This is a genomic window from Pseudomonas fluorescens, from assembly GCF_001307275.1.
GTDB classification, from domain to species: Bacteria; Pseudomonadota; Gammaproteobacteria; order Pseudomonadales; family Pseudomonadaceae; genus Aquipseudomonas; species Aquipseudomonas fluorescens_AA.
In genome coordinates this window covers 925,759-940,104 of sequence record NZ_CP012831.1, presented here as the reverse complement: position 1 = coordinate 940,104, position 14,346 = coordinate 925,759, and the positions used below count along the sequence as shown (strand labels likewise).

The 14,346-nt window shown below is 56.1% G+C and carries 17 protein-coding genes and 1 pseudogene; 11 read left to right on the top strand and 7 right to left on the bottom strand.

Annotated features, from left to right (window positions below; genetic code table 11):
* Window positions 1-270, top strand: coding sequence for a hypothetical protein (locus tag AO356_RS32695; RefSeq protein ID WP_060738706.1), 270 nt, complete (start codon window positions 1-3; stop codon window positions 268-270).
* Between the two features lie 59 nt (window positions 271-329).
* Here AO356_RS32695 and AO356_RS32965 read toward each other — a convergent pair.
* Window positions 330-625 (bottom strand): annotated as a pseudogene (locus tag AO356_RS32965) (IS4 family transposase); the annotation flags it as partial.
* Between the two features lie 581 nt (window positions 626-1,206).
* On the opposite strand from AO356_RS32965, the gene AO356_RS04195 reads away from it, so the two are divergent.
* From AO356_RS04195 to AO356_RS04175, 5 genes are all read left to right on the top strand, one after another.
* On the top strand, window positions 1,207-1,908 hold the full coding sequence (locus AO356_RS04195; RefSeq protein WP_060738705.1) for a transposase: 702 nt from the start codon (window positions 1,207-1,209) through the stop codon (window positions 1,906-1,908).
* Window positions 1,909-1,976: 68 nt separating this feature from the next.
* A complete protein-coding gene (locus tag AO356_RS04190; protein WP_060738704.1) occupies window positions 1,977-2,510 on the top strand; it encodes a hypothetical protein in 534 nt (177 codons plus the stop codon).
* A 256-nt stretch (window positions 2,511-2,766) separates the two neighbouring features.
* A complete protein-coding gene (locus AO356_RS04185; protein ID WP_060738703.1) occupies window positions 2,767-3,243 on the top strand; it encodes a hypothetical protein in 477 nt (158 codons plus the stop codon).
* 2 nt (window positions 3,244-3,245) lie between these two features.
* The gene (locus tag AO356_RS30585; RefSeq protein ID WP_081015312.1) at window positions 3,246-3,806 is read left to right on the top strand and encodes a hypothetical protein; all 561 of its coding nucleotides are present in this window, start codon (window positions 3,246-3,248) and stop codon (window positions 3,804-3,806) included.
* Between the two features lie 324 nt (window positions 3,807-4,130).
* Complete coding sequence (locus tag AO356_RS04175; protein ID WP_060738701.1) at window positions 4,131-4,691, top strand: hypothetical protein; 561 nt, start codon at window positions 4,131-4,133, stop codon at window positions 4,689-4,691.
* A gap of 44 nt (window positions 4,692-4,735) precedes the next feature.
* Here the strand turns inward: AO356_RS04175 and AO356_RS04170 are convergent, their stop codons facing one another.
* Both AO356_RS04170 and AO356_RS04165 read right to left on the bottom strand, forming a co-directional pair.
* Window positions 4,736-5,008, bottom strand: coding sequence for a hypothetical protein (locus AO356_RS04170; protein WP_060738700.1), 273 nt, complete (start codon window positions 5,006-5,008; stop codon window positions 4,736-4,738).
* Between the two features lie 263 nt (window positions 5,009-5,271).
* Complete coding sequence (locus tag AO356_RS04165; RefSeq protein ID WP_060738699.1) at window positions 5,272-6,003, bottom strand: DUF899 domain-containing protein; 732 nt, start codon at window positions 6,001-6,003, stop codon at window positions 5,272-5,274.
* A gap of 187 nt (window positions 6,004-6,190) precedes the next feature.
* Here AO356_RS04165 and AO356_RS04160 point away from each other — a divergent pair, with 187 nt between their 5' ends.
* Window positions 6,191-6,583 carry a hypothetical protein gene (locus AO356_RS04160; protein ID WP_060738698.1) on the top strand — a complete coding sequence of 131 codons (393 nt, stop codon included), beginning with the start codon at window positions 6,191-6,193 and terminating at the stop codon, window positions 6,581-6,583.
* A 155-nt stretch (window positions 6,584-6,738) separates the two neighbouring features.
* Here the strand turns inward: AO356_RS04160 and AO356_RS04155 are convergent, their stop codons facing one another.
* The 3 genes from AO356_RS04155 to AO356_RS04145 form a co-directional block, all read right to left on the bottom strand.
* Entirely contained in the window at window positions 6,739-7,605 is an 867-nt protein-coding gene (locus AO356_RS04155) for a DUF6279 family lipoprotein (protein WP_060738697.1), read from the bottom strand.
* 81 nt (window positions 7,606-7,686) lie between these two features.
* Window positions 7,687-8,397 (bottom strand): TorF family putative porin, encoded by a 711-nt coding sequence (locus AO356_RS04150; protein WP_060738696.1) that lies wholly within the window; start codon window positions 8,395-8,397, stop codon window positions 7,687-7,689.
* A 190-nt stretch (window positions 8,398-8,587) separates the two neighbouring features.
* Entirely contained in the window at window positions 8,588-8,776 is a 189-nt protein-coding gene (locus AO356_RS04145) for a hypothetical protein (RefSeq protein WP_018607615.1), read from the bottom strand.
* Window positions 8,777-9,115: 339 nt separating this feature from the next.
* Between AO356_RS04145 and AO356_RS04140 the strand changes: the two genes are divergently transcribed.
* Window positions 9,116-9,952 (top strand): S1 RNA-binding domain-containing protein, encoded by an 837-nt coding sequence (locus AO356_RS04140; protein WP_060738695.1) that lies wholly within the window; start codon window positions 9,116-9,118, stop codon window positions 9,950-9,952.
* Window positions 9,953-10,336: 384 nt separating this feature from the next.
* A complete protein-coding gene (locus AO356_RS04135) occupies window positions 10,337-11,791 on the top strand; it encodes an NCS1 family nucleobase:cation symporter-1 (protein ID WP_060738694.1) in 1,455 nt (484 codons plus the stop codon).
* Here the strand turns inward: AO356_RS04135 and AO356_RS04130 are convergent, their stop codons facing one another.
* Window positions 11,792-12,964: an MFS transporter gene (locus AO356_RS04130; RefSeq protein WP_060738693.1), complete on the bottom strand. Its 1,173-nt coding sequence runs from the start codon at window positions 12,962-12,964 to the stop codon at window positions 11,792-11,794.
* Between the two features lie 103 nt (window positions 12,965-13,067).
* Between AO356_RS04130 and ptrR the strand changes: the two genes are divergently transcribed.
* Both ptrR and AO356_RS33190 read left to right on the top strand, forming a co-directional pair.
* Window positions 13,068-13,961, top strand: a complete 894-nt coding sequence (gene ptrR, locus AO356_RS04125; protein ID WP_060738692.1) for a putrescine utilization regulator PtrR — start codon at window positions 13,068-13,070, stop codon at window positions 13,959-13,961.
* 139 nt (window positions 13,962-14,100) lie between these two features.
* Window positions 14,101-14,229, top strand: a complete 129-nt coding sequence (locus AO356_RS33190; protein WP_003198971.1) for a PA1414 family protein — start codon at window positions 14,101-14,103, stop codon at window positions 14,227-14,229.
* The last annotated feature ends 117 nt before the right edge of the window (window positions 14,230-14,346 follow it).

Below are 14,346 nucleotides of genomic sequence, written 5' to 3'. Positions count from 1 at the left end.
ATGAGCAGTGGCGGTACACTAATAGAGCGATTTGTCGCCCAAGAGTTGGACGACAGCGTTCGCTCTATTTTGAATGATGCCTTTGATGAGCGGATTTGCTCAAAGAGCGTTCTGCTCAGGGAGTTCGAGTTTAATTGCTTTGACGTTTCTTTGGACTTTGAAAAAGGCATCGTCACATTGCAAGATGTTCTTTCCGCTGGAGAGGGTAGCTTTCTTGATATACCGATACGTGATTTTATCTCTGCTTGCGGTTTGAATGTCTCTTGTTAATTGTTAGAGGCCTAGATGTGGGAAAAAAAGGGGACGGATTCTGAGGGATCCCCACAAATCTATTCCAATGCCTGCGCCTCTTGATGTACCTCTGCTCGCAACGCGTGCTCAAGTCTCTCCAAAGTTTTTCGAGAGTTTGAGCAGCGTCCGCTACGCCAGTATCCAGGCCCAGCCGCCATAGCGATAACACTCGTCGGCGTTTAAGGCTATTGCTTTGAAAACGGCGCTCATGCCCCGCCTCGCGGGCCTGCAACCCCGTTAAACAAATGATGTAATTAGCCAGAGCCGAGATCAGCAAAAGTACTTCGATTCGGCGTGGGCAGTGACTCCGATGGCGAGTGACGCCTACGCCAAGAAAAAAGGAAGAAAAAAGGGGACGAAGAAAAAAGGGGACGGATTTATTTCGGAAAAAGGGGGGCAGATTTGAATGGCACTTACTTAACCTTCTTCGGGTGTCCATTCTTCCTGACCTCGCCCCTTGCTGATCGACGGGGAGAAACGAGTATTAAAATTATTGTTCGGCCTGGGACCAATCAGGTCATTACCGCCTATCCTGTTAAATAGAGAGGTTTTATATGCTGTGTCCAAGGTGTGAGCAAGGAGATGTTGTCAAGGCTAGAGTTGTAGCTAACGACACTTGTTTGTTCGTATGTCAAGAGTGCGAGGCCTCATGGTTTTTATACGAAAACATTGGGGTTAAGGACTTTGTCGACTATGGGACTTATATGGAAAGTCTAGGGCTGAAACCACTATGGAGTGAGTTGCAAATTATTCCTGAGTAGGTGCAAAAGGGGGCGCGGAAGGGGTAAAAGAGGAAAAGGGGACGAGGAAAAGGGGACCGAGGAAAAGGGGACCAGGAAAAGGGGACCAGGAAAAGGGGACAGATTTATTTGATTTTTTGCTACGCTGAAAACTTCCATGGAGGAGGAATCAAATATGCCCAGGATGGGACGTATTGTTTTACCGAATTACCCGCATCACGTAGTGCAGCGAGGCCATAACCGGCAGGTGGTGTTTGCGGCGGCAGAGGATTATCAGCGCTATCTCTCTGATCTGCGCGAGCTGAAAGATGCGTTCGGGGTGAAGGTCTACGCCTATTGCTTGATGACGAATCATGTCCATTTGTTGCTAGCTCCTGGGGAGTCAACCGCTGGATTGGGGCAATTAATGAAAGCACTGGCTGCCCGTGCGACGCGCTATCGCAATCGATTGGAAGGGCGCTCAGGCACCTTGTGGGAAAGTCGTTACAAATCCAGTGTGGTGCAGTCGGATTCATATTTGCTCGCTTGTAGTCGTTACATTGAATTGAATCCTGTGCGCGCTCGCATGGTCGCCAACGTCGCAGACTATGCGTGGTCGAGCTATCGAAGTCGGGTAGATGATGAGTCTGGTGGGGGCTGGTTAGATGCTGATCCATGCTTCATGGCCTTGGGTGATACCTCGATGGAGCGGCGGCTTCGGTATGAAGAGTTTGTGCGCCAGGCCATTCCGATTGATCAGCTTCGATTAATCCGCGACGCTTTGCAGCGAGGTCAGCTGACGGGTACAAGCCGTTTCGTAGATGAGGTTGAGCGGATTGTGGGTGTGCGGGTAGAGCAGCGAGGGCAGGGGCGGCCGAGGACTGAGCCGGGAAAATAAATCTGTCGCCTTTTCTCCTTTGAGGGAAATGTTCCGCAGTCTGTTCTTAATAGCTTAGGGTTGAACTGATGAAGAGTTGTCAGGGTAATATTTCCAAAGATTCGTTGAATCTGTTTGCTTCGGATATTGGTTCCGGGGAATTTTTTTCGTACGTAGGGAACTTGGTTTCATTGGAGCAAGCAATTTCTGTTTTAGGTTTGCTTTCTCCTGATTTTATTGAGTTAGAAGGTCACGTTTTCTGGCTGCCTAACGCTCAGCAATACGACCCGCAAAAAATTCCTTTGAAGGGGTTGGTCGAGACTGAAGCTGGTGTGTTGAAACAAAGTTCATCACGTAGAGACGTTGAACGACACAAAAATATTTTTTCAATAAATCAGTTCTTTTCAAAGTGGGAAGATGCGCCGGGTAGGCCAGTATTTAAGGTCGGTCTGTCGGAGGAGGATTATCGCCTTTGTCATATATTTGCCGAGCAGATCACCAGGTATTGGAGGAAGGCGTTATCGGATTGCTTTCCGGAGAAGGTGTTTCAGTTTGAAATTGCTGATGATCTTCTCGATGAATATGGGGTTTGTCTGACATTTTGGCAGATAACCTCCGAGTAAAAAGTGGCGCAGAAGGGTCCAAAATAGGGACATAAAAAGGGGGGCAGATTTATTTAGGTCTGGAAAATAAATCTGTCCCCTTTTCTGGTCTGAGGCTAAAGGAAACTGTGAGGAGGTTAAGCAGCAGTTTAGGAATCAAAGCGTTGCGGACGATGATGCGCTTGCAGCCTTGTGTGATGGCAATGCGTATCTTTGTGTTCAGTTGTATGGTGATCTAGTGCATGACCGGAATAGCTTGCAGGAGCGTCTTGCGCAAATGGCTTTGGATGACACCCTCCCAGCTATGTTTCGGGAGGACCTGCATCGTTATCAGATGCAAAATACCAGTGCCACCGGTACGTTGACTCAAGCGCTAACGCAGCTATCCCTAGAAAGCAATGGGGCGTCTCCCGAAGCTGCTAGCTGGGGGAGCTATCTGCTCTCTGCCATGGGGGGCTTGTTGTTTGGGAAAACAGGGGCAAAAGTAACCAGCATCGAATTTGTGCCGAAAAAGACTCGAAATAGTGCGGGCCAGATCGAGGTGAATATGACTTCCAGCGATGCTATAAAAATGCTTGAGTCAAATGGATATAAGAAGAATTTGTATCAAGATGGTACAATTACAGTAATGACAAATGGAGATAAAATATACCGCTTTTATCCAAGGTCGACGTCCACAGGACAACCTACGGCTTCGCTGAACATTGAAGGGATTAAGAATCCGGTAACGAAAATTAGATTTATTGGAGAGTAAAATTGACAATTCGGAAAGTTGATTTTGTTGAGTTGTCTCGCTTAATTGGTGAGCTGTCAGGAATGGTTGATTTTAAAAAGGACCTGCCTACGAATTTGTTTGTTGGAAATGGCTTTAAGTTTTGGTTTTTTGAGAGGCCATTGCTAGATTTTGTTGACGTGTTTAGTGAGTTGGTTTCAGAAAGTCTCTCAAGTTTTGGGGGGGATGTATTTATTAAATTTTCAGGAGAGGAGTTTTTGGTCGATAGCTGTTTTGCTATCAATGGAGATACTGTTGATGCGGACGCCTCTTGGGTTAGCGATAATTTTGAGGATTTTTTTGGTGGTAGGGTTGGTTATCCAGTGGTTTTGTTTAATGGGGCATTTGACTGGGTCGCTTTTGAAAGTTTGCGTGAAGAGTTTGGCGTGATTGCTGTTAAGGTGTCGAGTTTTCAGAATGGTTTTTTCGAATATTTGGAATCAAATTTCATTTCCTGTGATGGACTTTCAAAAATGTCATCCTCTAGCTCTGTAGAGGGTTTGATTGCAAAGGCCTTTGAATTTTCATATTGCCGAAAAAAATGAGATTGCGGTTCTTCAGGGGCAGACCACAGATCTGTGTAGGTTTTAGATCTAAGGCTTGGTTTGTACCCAAAAGGAAAATGAAAAGGAAAATGGGGACAAGGAAAATGGGAACACCCATTAGCCGGTCTCAAGTCAAGGCTAAAAGCCAACTTGCCCTGCAGCTTTTAACTGCTGGGTTCCCCCTTATCCCAACCTGCCTGGTTGAACCTGTCGTACCCGTTTTCTCATCAATGGCTACGACCGAGTCGTGCCTGACACCCATATGGATCAAGCGGTAGCGATAAAACTTTGTCTAGTGATCGACATGAAATTTCATGAGGATTTATGCGTTATTTTTATCTTGGTATCTTTTTTAGTCTGGCAATGCTCTTGTCGGCCTGCAACACAACCCCCTACGGCAAAGCCACCATCTACTATGATCGTGAGCAGTTTCCTGCTCAGCTCGTCAAAGATTTTCCGGAGCTGACCGACCCAATTCTTCAGCATGGGCGCTGCTCACTGATTATTTCAACACCAGGTTCAAATACTGGAGCTTATTATTTTTGCACTTACGCTCTGACTGCAAACACCCTTTATATACAGGAGTGGGACGCCAAAGCACTGAAGTATGTAGAGATCGTTCATGTGGGCATTTCGAAGTTTCAGAAGGTTGCATTGCACACTTTTTTTCGGACCAAACAGCTCCAATTGACCGAGGAACGACGTCAATTGGCGTTGAGCGTGACCACTGACGGCGGCGAGTTTATCAATGGAGCAGCCACCGAAAGTCTGTTTGAGGCAATAAAGAGCAAAGGGGTGCCAGTGGCGGACAGCGAGGGCTTGATCAATTCCCCCAGGTCGGCTTCGCCAGTGGTAATTCCGGTTTTTATAAAAAAATATCGATAAGTACCAACGTACGAACGGGCGACCATAAGTCGCCCGCCGTTCGTCTACTCCGCTACCTGCGCCCGCAACCGTCTCCCAATCACATCCATCACGTCACATCCGTCGCGCAGAGATATCGTCAGTAGTTTGCAAAAATCAGAAAGCACCACCGTATCGGAGCTGATATCCGAGCGGAAAGCGATGTTTTCCAGCAGTTGGGTCACGGCGCGGATGCGGTAGTCGGCGGTTTCGAAGAGGACGTCCAGCGGGGCTTCGGTGTCGATGAGCAGGGTAGCGGGGGTACAATCAATGCCGGTGATGGGCATGTATCTGGTCATATTCAGAGCCTCGAAAATTAATGAGTCTCTCTGTGGATCGGGTCGCCAAACCCGGTCGCTTCTTAGGCGACAACGGACTATAGACCGCCCCGTTCCAGAGCCACAAGACGCCACTTTCCGAGCTTTGTGTAGGACCTTTAGCCCTGCATCAGTCGGCTTTTTGGGCTGCCGCGGGTCAGGCACTGCAGGCGACTGCTGCGCAGTCGAGCGGGAGCAAGCTCCCTCGCCACGGGGATCGCGCTCGACTTGTGCGGGTTGGCGCATCAGCTGTGGCAGCAGCTGTGGGGCTTGGCCTCGTCGTATTTATCGTGATGCCGCACCCAATCCATGATTTCGTCTTCGTTGCGGCCCTTTGGCGTCAGGTCGAGGTAGTTGTAGGTGCCGACCAGCATGTCCAGGCCGCGGGCGTAGGTGGAGTAGGTGTGGAAGATGTCGCCGGCTTCGTTGCGATAGAAGACGCTCAGGCCAGGGAGTTCGCCTTCGGTGGTGTCGGTTTTTTCGTAGTTGTAGGTGGCTTTTCCACCGGCGGTGTCTTCGGCTTTGAAGCTGACGCCGAAGTCGTAGTTGAAGTCGCAGCCGTTGGACGAGACCCAGTCGAACGCCCAGCCCATGCGGCGTTTGAACGCCTGGAACTCGGTAAAGGGGGCGCGGGAGACGGCGACCACAGCCACGTCATGGTGGGCCAGGTGTTGGTTGGCGCCGTCGATGTGGTCGGACAGGAACGAGCAGCCATCACAGCCTTCTGTCCAGCCGGGGCCGAACATGAAGTGGTAGACGATCAATTGGCTGCGGCCGCCGAACAGGTCGGCCAGGTTCAGTTCGCCGTGGGGGCCTTGGAAGCGGTAGGGTTTGTCGATTTTTACCCAGGGCAAGGCGCGGCGTTCGGCGCTGAGTTTGTCCCGTTCGCGGGTGAAGGCTTTTTCGTGGGCCAGGTGTTGGCGGCGGGCGGCGAGCCATTCTTCCCGCGAGACGACCGGATGATTCTCTACGTTCATGGTGATTTCTCCTGCATGGCAGAGCTGCTGAGTGGGCGCTTCAGCAACTGGTCGTTTGGCCTTCGATGAATTCGACAGGCCGTTGGTCGGCTCAAGGCGGCGACCACCCGGAAACCTGGCTGAACGGCAGCGCGGCACCTCGGTCACAACCTAGGTAGGCATCTCACTCTTCAGAGGATGGACCAGGATGACGACTTATAACTGGGACTTGATCGAAAAGTTGTTGCACGAAGTGCAGAACGGCGCCGGCCACAGTTTTACCCCTCGGCCTTATGCAGAGCAGTACGCGGCAGAGAAAACTGCTGCAGGCGAGGAGATCGAGAACCTCGATCATCTGAAAGCGGTCGCCGGGGAGTATGAAAAATTACTGCTGGAGCGTGGCTATATCGAGCCGCGGCCGGAGGAAGAGGGCGGTAATGGCGAGAACTTCGTGCTGACGCCCCGTGGCTCGCGGTTGTTGAGCCTGATCGACAGCAGCATTCCGGGTAATGATCATCCGCGCCAGGTGCTGGATGAGCAGGAAGATGCGCTGGATGAGCTTACTTTTGATGATTTGGCGTCCAAGGCGCAGATTGCCTGAGAGGCCTGCGCTGAGCCCTGTGGGAGCGGCTTGTGTGGGAGCTGGGCTTGCCCGCGATAGCATCACCTCGGTTCACCTGATAGACCGAGTAGCCTGCATCGCGGGCAAGCCCAGCTCCCACACAAGCTCGCTCCCCCATTGGATCTTCAGTGGTTTTAAGAGCGTGCTGCTTTCAGGCACTTCAAATCAGTGAAGTCCTTCTTCATCCCGTCGATTTTCTTCAGTAGCCGTTCGCGCTGGGGCGGGGTGCTTTCGGCCATCAGGTCCACCAGCAGGCTGCGGGCCTGGGCTTCGGTTTTGCTGAAGGCTTCGCGGTAGGCGGGCGTCCAGAGGCTTTCGCGGTTGACCAGCAACTGCTCGATGCGTTTCGGGAAATCGGGGCTGTGGCGTTGGGCCACGGCTTCGCTGAACTGGTTTTGCCAGTGGGCGCGGTTGGCGATCCATTGCTGGTTCTGATCGCCCAGGGCGGTGGACCAGGCGACCACCCGCTGGCGCTGGGCGTCGTTGAGCGGGCCGAGCCAGTCGTTCAGGCGTTTGACCATGCGCTCGCTGCGCTCCTGGATCTGCTCCTGCAATGTCGGCTTGAGGTATTGCTGCTGGCGTTTGCGCTGGTCTTTGACGAAAGAGGCGTCCATGTCGTCGACTTGTTCGTCACTCAGGCCTTGCAGCAATTCGATGGCCGAGGGGGTGATGGCCTGGGCGGTTTCGGCGATGGCGGCCTTGGCTTCCTGGGTCCGTTGTTGCAGGGCTTCGTCGGTCACCTGATTGGTTTGCACCATGGTCTTCAAGCGATCCAGCCAGTCGACGTAGCCGGGCAATTGCGTCGTGCAGTGCCAGGTCAGGTGTTCCTTGAGGCGTTCGTTGAACCAGTCTTTTTGCTCGCCTTTGATCTCCAGATAATCGTTGAGGGTCCAGGGGATGATCAGGTCGAGGTTGCGGTAGGCCAGGCCTACGCGGCTGCAGGCGGTCAGCGTCAGCAGCAGGGCAATGAACAGGGCGGTGCGGGTCAACCAGCGCGACATGAGCGAGTCCTTGCAAAAGCGTAGGTGCTTTGTTGGAGCATGGCAGGCACGCAGCAGTTCAGCCGATCGAATACGTAACGCTTAGTAAAAAGGATGGGCCATCTTGAGGGTCAGCAGGCTGTCGCATTCGCTGTTGTGGCCGGAATACGCCGAGCAACTGCTGCCGCTGAGGCTTGAGTCGCTGTAGATCAGGTCCAGGTCGAGGCCCTTCCACGGACGGGAAATTTTCAACGACCAGTCGCTGAAACTGCCTACATAACCGTTCTCGACCGAGACCGGCGTATTGAGCTGGTGGGTGGTGTACTTGGCGCTGATGCCAATGCCGAACGGCACGTTGCCGCCCAGGTCGGCGAACAGCGTGCTGTTCTGTTTGTCCGGATCGTTGCTCAGGGCCGCGCCGAAACGGCTGCCGAGCACGGTCAGGCCGCCGTAGAACTCCTGGCTGTCGAGGGTATCGACGGTGGGGTAGCTGTAGTGGATCAGGCCGACTTCGTAGCCCAGGGTCTGGTCGAAGGGTTGTTTAAAGCCGATGTAGGAATCCACCTCCAGATCAGCGGACACGCCGGCGCTGGGTGACCACTGGCCAACATACCAACCGCTGTCGTGGCTCAGGTCCAACCCACCATGAAACGAACCGGTGCTCGACGGTGTGACCAGGCCCTGGGCCATGCTGCGGCTGGGGGTGGTGCCCAGTTTGAGGTCGAAGTCGCCGAGTTCGCGTTGGAACACCTGCCCCTGGGCGAGGGAGCACGTCAGCAGGCTGATCGCCAGCGCAACAATAGGAATACGCATGCTTCACTCCATGAAATAGCGAGGAGCAGGAACTAAGCTGAAACGCTTGAGCTAGAGAGGTGCAAGGATACCGGCGAATGATCGGCAGTGAAGGCCGTTCGTCGATTCATGGGAAATGGATAGGGCGGGGGAGGGTTCCAGTCCAAGCGCTTCGAAGCTCAAAGCGCTTTGGGACCAGGTGACGCGCAGGTTACTTCTTGCCCAGGCTGATCTGCTTGGACGGGCCGAATGTCTGGCCGCTGACGCCTTTGGCAATTTGCTGGATCTCGCCGCCGGACTTGAGGAACGCAGCGATCTGGTCGTTGATCGACTCGCTGGTTTCAACGGCTGGAGCTGGCTTTGCTTTGCTGTTGGATGCTTTTACGCGCATGACGGCCATTAACCTGTAGATAATTAATTGGGCCAGGCATCGTACAGGAAATACTTGACAATTGCTTGGCAAATATCCTTCTGAATTATCGCTGGCGTGACGGGAATAATCAGCCGTTATCCGGCAATAATTGCCCTAAGCCTCTGTTTTAAATAACAACCGTGTGAAGAATATTGTGCCGAGAAAGGACGGCACGCACCGTCACCGGCCTGACGAATGGCTGTGCCTCGGACGAAAACCCAGGAAAATCAACGGTTGGGCCGGGCCTTCCAGGCAAACCTTGCCGGCGGCCACGAATCGCGCCGCAAAACCGGGTAGAATGCCGCCCACGCAATGAGGGTATTGGAAATGGCTTTAGTCGGGCGCTACAACAGTTTGCAAGTGGTTAAACACACTAACTTCGGTTTATATCTGGACGGCGGTGCGGACGGCGAAATCCTGCTGCCCAATCGATATATTCCCAAGGATATTCCCAGTGAAGATGAAGACTGGCTCAATGTTTTCATTTATCTGGACAGCGACGATAAATTGATCGCCACCACGGAAAAACCCAAGGTTCAGGTCGGTGAGTTCGCCAGCCTGAAAGTGGTTGAGGTCAACAGCATCGGCGTGTTCCTGGACTGGGGCCTGCCCAAGGACCTGTTGCTGCCGTATTCCGAAGAAAAGCGCCAGATGACCGCCGGCGAATACTGCGTGGTGCACGTCTACCTCGACAAGCACACCCGTCGCATCACCGCCACGGCGCGCCTGGATCGTTATCTGGACAAGACCCCGGCCAACTACACGCCGGGCCAGGAAGTGGATTTGCTGGTCGCCGAAGCCACCGACATGGGGTTCAAGGCGATCATCAATAACAAGCACTGGGGCCTGATCCACAAGAATGAAATCTTCAAGTTCATGCGCGCCGGCATGCAGGAAAAAGGCTTCATCAAGGAAATCCGCCCGGACGGCAAGATCAGCCTGAGCCTGCAGCCGGTGGGCCAGGAAGCCGCCACCAGCCTGAACGCCAAGATCCTCGCCAAGTTGCGAGAGAACAACGGCACCCTGGCGGTCAGCGACAAGAGCGACCCGGCGCTGATCAGCAGCCTGTTTGGCGTGAGCAAGGGCAACTTCAAGAAGGCCATTGGTGCGCTGTACAAGAATGGGCAGATTGTCATTCATGCCGATCGCATTGAATTGAGCTAACTGCACACAATTCCTGTGGCGAGGGAGCTTGCTCCCGCTGGGCTGCGAAGCAGCGCCAAACCAGGTGCACTCAATCCAAGCTGACACACCGAGGTGGCATGTTCGAAGGGGCCGCTTCGCGCCCCAGCGGGAGCAAGCTCCCACAGGTTGACCTTCGCTGTATACAAAATCCTGCACCTTTAGCATGCACTCGCGCCCTGTTCGTGGGCGTATGCCTGTTCCTGCGCGGTGTTCCTCTGCGCCACACACCCCGGTTTGTCTCACATCCTGCGCCTATGGCACGCATTCTGCGTAGCAACGCGTATACAAACCATGCCGGCTCCCGTGCGCAGTATGGTGAGCAGGTCGATACGGGGGCACGGCGGTACTCAAAGGAGCCCCGCAATGTCCGAGCAATTGCCCAACGGCTACAGCCCCCGCCTCTATAACGAGGACCTGGGCCCGCTGCCGCAGAAATGGAATTGGTACAACATCTTCGCGTTCTGGATGAGTGACGTGCACAGCGTGGGCGGTTATGTCTTCGCCGCGAGTCTGTTCGCCTTGGGTCTGGCGAGTTGGCAGGTGCTTATCGCCTTGCTCGGCGGGATCTGCATCGTGCAGTTGATCGCCAACCTGGTCGCCAAGCCGAGCCAACAGGCGGCGGTGCCGTACCCGGTGATCTGTCGGCTGGCGTTCGGGGTGTTCGGGGCGAATATTCCTGCGGTCATTCGCGGTTTGATCGCCGTGGCCTGGTACGGCATTCAGACGTACCTGGCGTCCAGCGCGCTGATCATCGTGGTGCTGCGGTTTTTTCCTTCAATGGAGGTTTACGCGACGCCGCATTTTGCCGGTTTGTCCTACCTGGGTTGGTTCGGTTTCCTCAGCCTGTGGTTTGTCCAGGCGCTGGTGTTCTGGACCGGCATGGAATCGATCCGTCGTTTCATCGATTGGGCCGGGCCGGTGGTGTACGCCGTGATGTTCCTGTTGGCCGGCTGGATCGTGTGGAAGGCCGGTTGGAGCAACATCAGCTTCACCCTGGCAGAAAAGTCCTTGTCCGGCTGGCAGGCGTTCGGCCAAGTGATCGTGGCGACGGCCCTGGTGGTGTCGTACTTTTCCGGCCCGACCCTGAATTTCGGCGATTTCAGCCGTTACTGCCGAAGCATGTCTGACGTGCGCCGGGGTAATTTCTGGGGGCTGCCGGTGAATTTCCTGGCGTTCTCCCTGGTCACCGTGGTGATTGTTTCCGGGACCTTGCCGGTGTTCGGTGAAATGCTCCACGACCCGATTGCCACCGTGGCGCGCATCGACAACGACGTGGCGGTCTTGCTGGGGGCCTTTGCCTTCGTGACCGCCACCATCGGCATCAACATTGTCGCCAACTTCGTCTCGCCGGCCTTCGACTTCGCCAACGTCGCCCCCAGCAAGATCAGTTGGCGCGCCGGCGGCATGATCGCGGCGGTGGCCTCGATTTTCATCACGCCGTGGAACCTGTTCAACAACCCCGAAGTGATCCACTACACCCTGGACGTGCTGGCGGCGTTCATCGGCCCGTTGTTCGGGATCCTGCTGGTGGATTACTACCTGATCAAGAAGCAGCAGATCGACGTCGATGCGTTGTTCAATGACGGGCCCAGCGGGCGCTATTACTACAGCGGCGGCATCAACTGGACGGCGGTCAAGGCGTTGATTCCGGCGACGCTGATGGGGGTGGCGATCACCTTCACCCCCGTGCTGCAACCGATGGCCAACTTTGCCTGGTTCACCGGTTGCTTCCTCGGCGGGGTGTTGTATTTCGCCTTGGCGCGACGCGAGCCGGCCACGCAGTCGAGCAAGGCGTTCAGCCCGGCCGGCCAGGCCTGATCAACGCAGGGCGCTCTGGGCGCAAGGGCTCGCCGCGCCCCGGCTGGCGGGCCGCAGCAACAAGCCACCGGCCAGCACCAGGCCGCTGCCGGCAATGATCAGCGCCGGTTGCAGGCCGCCACTGAAATGGCTGCTCAGCGCCGCCAGCAGTGGCCCGCTGAGTTGGCCCACGGCAAAACAGGCGGTCAACAGGCCAGCGTTGCGCTGGGTGGCGTGGGGCGCCAGTTCCCGGGAGCGCAGCATCACCAGTTGCATGCAGGCCAGGAACGGCGTGCCACACAGGATCACCCCCAGGGCCAGCCCCGGCCCGCTGCCCAGCAGGCAGGCAAATACCCCGGCGGCTTGCAGCCAGAGCGTACCGATCAACCAGCGGCCGGTGGTGTTCGGGTTCGGCCGCCGCCGGCTGACCAGCAATACGCCGCTGGCGGCGGCCATGCCGAAGCAGGGCCAGAACAGATCGGCCAGCCATTGGCCGTGGAACTGCGCCGAGGCCATTTGCGACAGGAACGTCGCCGGAATGATGTAGCCCACGCCGTACAGGGCGTACACCACGCCCAATCGTGCGATGCCCGCGTTCGGCGAAGGGGCGGTCGGCCCTGCGACAGGTGCTGCGGCTGCCGGCTGCGGCAGGATCGGCAAGATCACCAGCAACATCGCCAAGGCCACGCCGGCATACACCAGCCACAGGGTGGCGGAGGTCTGGCCCAGCAGGTTCGAACCCAGGGCGAGCAGGCCGGTCAGGAAAATCCCCAGGCCCGGGCCGGCAAACACCAAGGCACCGAGCCGTGGCCGTCCCACCGCCGCAGCCAAGGGTTGGCTCAGGGTGGTGATCATCACCATCACCCAGGCGCTCGCCACGCCGGTGCCGAAACGCAGCGCCAGGTGCGGCCAGAAGCCCCAGGCCCAGAACGACGCCAGGGTCAGCAGCACGCACAGCCACAGGCCGCCGAGCAACCGCCGTCGCACCTGTTCCGGCCGACGGGCGAACATGGCGTCCAGCGCGCCAAGGAAGTATCCCAGGTAATTGGCGGCGGCAATCAGACCGGCGGCGGTCAAGTCGACCTGACCTTCGCCGATCAAGTGAGGTAACTGGGGCGTCAGGGCGAAGCGGCCGATGCCCATGGCCATCATCAGCGCGATGAAACTGCCGAGCAGGCGAATTAGAGGTGACATGGTCGTTCTCCGGTGTCGGGGCGAATGACCGTCAGGCTAGGACTGATTGACTTTCATTAAAAATGAATAATAGTGAGTAACTTGTTCTTTTTTGGAGAAGGTCATGGAGTTCAGCCAACTGCGGATTTTCCAGGCCGTGGCCGAGGAAGGTTCCATCACCCGGGCCGCCGAGCGCCTGCACCGGGTGCCGTCGAACCTGTCGACCCGGCTCAAGCAGCTTGAAGAACAGCTGGGTGTGGACCTTTTCCTGCGGGAGCGTCAGCGTTTGCAGTTGTCGCCGGCAGGAAAAGTCCTGCTGGACTATGCGGCCAAGCTGTTCGCCTTGCATGACGAGGCCCATGCCGCCGTGCAGGGCGGTCAGCCGGCCGGGGATTTCCTGCTGGGCACGATGTACAGCACGGCGGCGACGCATTTGCCCGACCTGCTGGCGGCTTATCACCGGGCGTATCCGGCGGTGAACCTGCAAGTGCAATCGGGCCCCAGTGGTGAACTGCTTGAAGGCCTGCTCACCAACCGGCTCGACGCGGCACTGGTGGACGGCCCGCTGGAGCTGGCGGGGCTGGATGGCGTGCCGTTGTGCGACGAGCGGTTGGTGCTGATTACCGAGGCCGATCACCCGCCGGTACGCAGTGCCCTGGATGTGCAGGGCCGCGCGGTGTTCACGTTCCGGCGTGGTTGCTCGTACCGGATGCGATTAGAGGCCTGGTTTGCCCATGATCACGCGACCATGGGCCGGGCGATGGAAATCGAGTCTTACCAGGGGATGCTGGCGTGTGTGATCGCCGGGTCCGGGGTGGCGTTGATGTCCGAGTCGATGCTGGCCAGCCTGCCGGGCCGCGAGCGGGTATCGGTGCATTCGCTGGCCGAGCCGTTCGCCAGCGCCACCACCTGGCTGATGTGGCGCAAAGGCATGGTCGGAGCCAACCTGAACGCCTGGATCGAGTTGCAACAACAGGCCTGGCCGCGGGGGCCAATGCTCACGGCGCAATCGGCTTGAACTCCGGGAGGTGGATTTGGATCAATTCAGTAACAGATCATTGCAAACTGAGACGAGCATTGCGTAGAACATCGGACTATTATCAGTGCGAAGGGGCCACAGAAATCTGCCGCTCGCACCACCCTGAGGGGGCACCACGATGAAAGAGAAAATCCAGAACTGGCTTCACGACTTGGGTGTCGCGCTTGGCCTGATCGAACCGCCGATGCAACCGGTACCGATCCGCACCGATGACGAGCAACGCCGCCGCCAACCGCGCCGCCGGTAAATACACCACCGAATTTGGAGAGATCGCAGTTCCGGACCATTTCAATTGAGATGGCCCGGAACTGCGATCTTTTTATTTCCGAAGACAGAATCTGTGGGAGCGAGCTTGCTCGCGATA

Excerpts from the sequence above, each read along its gene's own strand:
- AO356_RS32695 (WP_060738706.1), top strand. The coding sequence starts at position 1 with ATGAGCAGTGGCGGTACACTAATAGAGCGATTTGTCGCCCAAGAGTTG.
- AO356_RS04195 (WP_060738705.1), top strand. The coding sequence starts at position 1,207 with ATGCCCAGGATGGGACGTATTGTTTTACCGAATTACCCGCATCACGTA.
- AO356_RS04190 (WP_060738704.1), top strand. The coding sequence starts at position 1,977 with ATGAAGAGTTGTCAGGGTAATATTTCCAAAGATTCGTTGAATCTGTTT.
- AO356_RS04185 (WP_060738703.1), top strand. The coding sequence starts at position 2,767 with ATGGCTTTGGATGACACCCTCCCAGCTATGTTTCGGGAGGACCTGCAT.
- AO356_RS04175 (WP_060738701.1), top strand. The coding sequence starts at position 4,131 with ATGCGTTATTTTTATCTTGGTATCTTTTTTAGTCTGGCAATGCTCTTG.
- AO356_RS04170 (WP_060738700.1), bottom strand. The coding sequence starts at position 5,008 with ATGACCAGATACATGCCCATCACCGGCATTGATTGTACCCCCGCTACC.
- AO356_RS04165 (WP_060738699.1), bottom strand. The coding sequence starts at position 6,003 with ATGAACGTAGAGAATCATCCGGTCGTCTCGCGGGAAGAATGGCTCGCC.
- AO356_RS04160 (WP_060738698.1), top strand. The coding sequence starts at position 6,191 with ATGACGACTTATAACTGGGACTTGATCGAAAAGTTGTTGCACGAAGTG.
- AO356_RS04155 (WP_060738697.1), bottom strand. The coding sequence starts at position 7,605 with ATGTCGCGCTGGTTGACCCGCACCGCCCTGTTCATTGCCCTGCTGCTG.
- AO356_RS04150 (WP_060738696.1), bottom strand. The coding sequence starts at position 8,397 with ATGCGTATTCCTATTGTTGCGCTGGCGATCAGCCTGCTGACGTGCTCC.
- AO356_RS04145 (WP_018607615.1), bottom strand. The coding sequence starts at position 8,776 with ATGGCCGTCATGCGCGTAAAAGCATCCAACAGCAAAGCAAAGCCAGCT.
- AO356_RS04140 (WP_060738695.1), top strand. The coding sequence starts at position 9,116 with ATGGCTTTAGTCGGGCGCTACAACAGTTTGCAAGTGGTTAAACACACT.
- AO356_RS04135 (WP_060738694.1), top strand. The coding sequence starts at position 10,337 with ATGTCCGAGCAATTGCCCAACGGCTACAGCCCCCGCCTCTATAACGAG.
- AO356_RS04130 (WP_060738693.1), bottom strand. The coding sequence starts at position 12,964 with ATGTCACCTCTAATTCGCCTGCTCGGCAGTTTCATCGCGCTGATGATG.
- ptrR (WP_060738692.1), top strand. The coding sequence starts at position 13,068 with ATGGAGTTCAGCCAACTGCGGATTTTCCAGGCCGTGGCCGAGGAAGGT.
- AO356_RS33190 (WP_003198971.1), top strand. The coding sequence starts at position 14,101 with ATGAAAGAGAAAATCCAGAACTGGCTTCACGACTTGGGTGTCGCGCTT.